Annotated in this window: 3 protein-coding genes; all 3 read right to left on the bottom strand. The window is 58.0% G+C overall.

Going from position 1 to position 2,440, the window contains the following annotated elements:
- Positions 1-37: 37 nt before the first annotated feature.
- From ABLU50_RS16085 to ABLU50_RS16075, 3 genes are read right to left on the bottom strand one after another with little or no spacing between them, the layout of a single operon-like run.
- Entirely contained in the window at positions 38-1,576 is a 1,539-nt protein-coding gene (locus ABLU50_RS16085; RefSeq protein ID WP_004181747.1) for an IS66 family transposase, read from the bottom strand.
- Positions 1,577-1,625: 49 nt separating this feature from the next.
- Positions 1,626-1,973, bottom strand: coding sequence for an IS66 family insertion sequence element accessory protein TnpB (gene tnpB, locus ABLU50_RS16080; protein ID WP_004114612.1), 348 nt, complete (start codon positions 1,971-1,973; stop codon positions 1,626-1,628).
- Positions 1,970-2,347: a transposase gene (locus ABLU50_RS16075; RefSeq protein WP_004118218.1), complete on the bottom strand. Its 378-nt coding sequence runs from the start codon at positions 2,345-2,347 to the stop codon at positions 1,970-1,972. Before ABLU50_RS16075 ends, tnpB begins: the two co-directional genes overlap by 4 nt.
- Positions 2,348-2,440: the final 93 nt, after the last annotated feature.

The raw sequence follows: 2,440 nt of genomic DNA, 5'->3' as shown, positions 1-2,440 counted from the left end.
GTAAGCGTACAGCGAGAACCGTATTGACGGGGATGTGTTATTCAGTTGGCAGTGTGATGCGCCAGGGTAGCAGCTCGCTGACCCGGTTGACCGGCCAGTCAGCTATGACGTCAAGGACATGGCGAAGGTAGCTTTCTGGATCCACGCCGTTCAGTTTGCACGTCCCGATCAGACTGTACAGCAACGCTCCCCGCTCACCACCGTGGTCTGAGCCGAAGAACAACCAGTTTTTACGACCCAGACTGACCATCCGCAGCGCATTTTCAGCGATGTTATTATCGGCTTCGGCCCAGCCGTTTTCTGCATAGTACGTCAGGGCCGGCCACTGGTTCAGGGTGTACGTGAACGCCTTTGCCAGCTCCGAGTGTCGCGACAGCGTTTTCATTTTTTCACGCAACCAGCTTTCCAGGGTACTAAGCAGCGGTTTCGTTTTCCGCTGACGTTCAGCAAGCCGTTGTTCCGCCAGCATTCCTCTTATTTCCGCCTCCACGGCATACAGTTCGCCGATACACTTCAGGGCTTCCTCCGTCAGGGCTGACGGCGTGCGAACGTGCACATCGTGGATTTTACGGCGGGCGTGAGCCCAGCAGGCGGCTTCCGTTATCCGGCCATCGCGGTACAGCTCGTTGAACCCGGCGTACGCATCCGCCTGTAGCACACCGCTGAACCCCGCAAGATGGGTCTGCGGATGGATGCCTTTTCTGTCGGGGCTGTAGGCGAACCACACCGCCGGTGCCAGCGCTGACCCGGCGTTGCGGTCATCACGAACATACGTCCACAACCGCCCGGTCTTCGTCTTCTTATTGCCCGGCAACAGCACCTGGACCGGGGTATCATCGGCATGGAGTTTACCGTCAGTCAGGACATAGTCCTGAAGCGCCTCCTCCAGCGGGGACAGCAGCCGGCAGCATGCATCCACCCAGCCCGACAGCAGTGAACGGCTCAGTTCCACGCCCTGGCGACCGTATATTTCAGACTGACGATACAGCGGTGTGTGCTCTGCATACTTTGAGGTCAGCACGCGGGCCATCAGCCCCGGTCCGGCGATACCCCGCTCAATGGGGCGCGAAGGCGCGGGGGCCTGCACGATGGCATCACATTTTGTGCAGGCATGTTTTTCCCGTACGGTCCGGATCACCCGGAAGGCGCTGCGCATCAGCTCCAGCTGTTCAGCGGCATCCTCACCCAGGTAACTCAGCGCACCACCACACTCCGGGCAGCAGGAACCCGCTGGCCGCAGGCGTTTTTCATCGCGGGGGAGTGATTCGGGGAACGGTTTGCGGGTGCGGGTCTGACGCAGAGTGCGCTGTACTGCCGGGTCATCCACCCGACCGGTCAGCGTATCGCTCTCTTTCTGAAGCCGGTTCAGATCGGCTTCCATTTGTGCGATACGGCGGGAGACTTTTTCAGAACGGCTGCCGAAGTTCATCCGGCGAAGTTTATCCAGCTGCGCCTGCAGATGGTCTATTTCGCGCTCCCGGTCTGCCAGCTTTTCCAGCAGGGCACGGTTCAGCGCTTCCTGTTCGGCAAGGCGCTGTTTCAGCAGAAGGATGTCGTCAGAAGAGATGTCATTCATAAGCCAGCATTTTACCAGGCTTATTCTGCGACAACCAGGATAAAGAAGCCTACAGCATGGTCAGGGAGGTCAGCAACCGCTTCGGCTGTCGCCAGTCGATGCCTTCCAGCAGCATTGCCAGCTGCGCCGGGGTCAGGAACACTTTGCCATCGCGAGCTGACGGCCAGGCGAAGCGCCCGCGCTCCAGCCGTTTGGTCAGCAGGCACAGCCCGTCGCCGGTGGACCACAGAAGTTTAACCTGACTGCCGCTGCGGCCCCGGAAGATGAAGACATGGCCGGACATCGGTTCGTCTTTCAGCGCCGTCTGCACTTTTGCAGCCAGCCCGTTGAAGCCGTTTCTCATATCGGTAATACCGGCAACCAGCCAGATTTTGGTGCCTGTTGGTAGCGGGATCATCGCTTCAGTTCCTGTATCAGCAGAGTCAGAAGCTTTTCGCTGACAGTGCCGTTGAGGCGGAGTGTCCCGTGCCGGAACGTTACCTCACAGCTGATGCTGAGCTCTGAGTCCTCAGCGGGCGGTTCTGGTTGTACGGCGGTGGCATCGAGAGTCACAGGAAGTAACTGAGGACTCTCAGAGGAAGGTAATAGCAGCTTTCCCTCGCGCCACTGCTGGCGCCATTTAAAGAGCAGATTGGCATTAATGCCATTTTCAAGCGCCAGTTTTGAGATGGATATCCCGGGTTCGCAGGAGGCAGCAACGAGTTGCTGTTTAAACTCAGGAGAATAATTAGGGCAGCCTTTACGCCTGCCGGGAGTCATATTTTTCTGCATATCTGACACTTTGGTTCCCACTACTTATTTGGTGGACACCACTTTGTCGGATGCTTCAGATTATGACCAGACGGTTCACGCTGTACGCTTACG

Source organism: Klebsiella sp. GG_Kp173 (assembly GCF_040062415.1).
GTDB lineage: Bacteria > Pseudomonadota > Gammaproteobacteria > Enterobacterales > Enterobacteriaceae > Klebsiella > Klebsiella quasipneumoniae.
The sequence above is the reverse complement of the archived record's forward strand: the minus strand, read 5'-3'. Positions and strand labels throughout refer to the sequence as shown.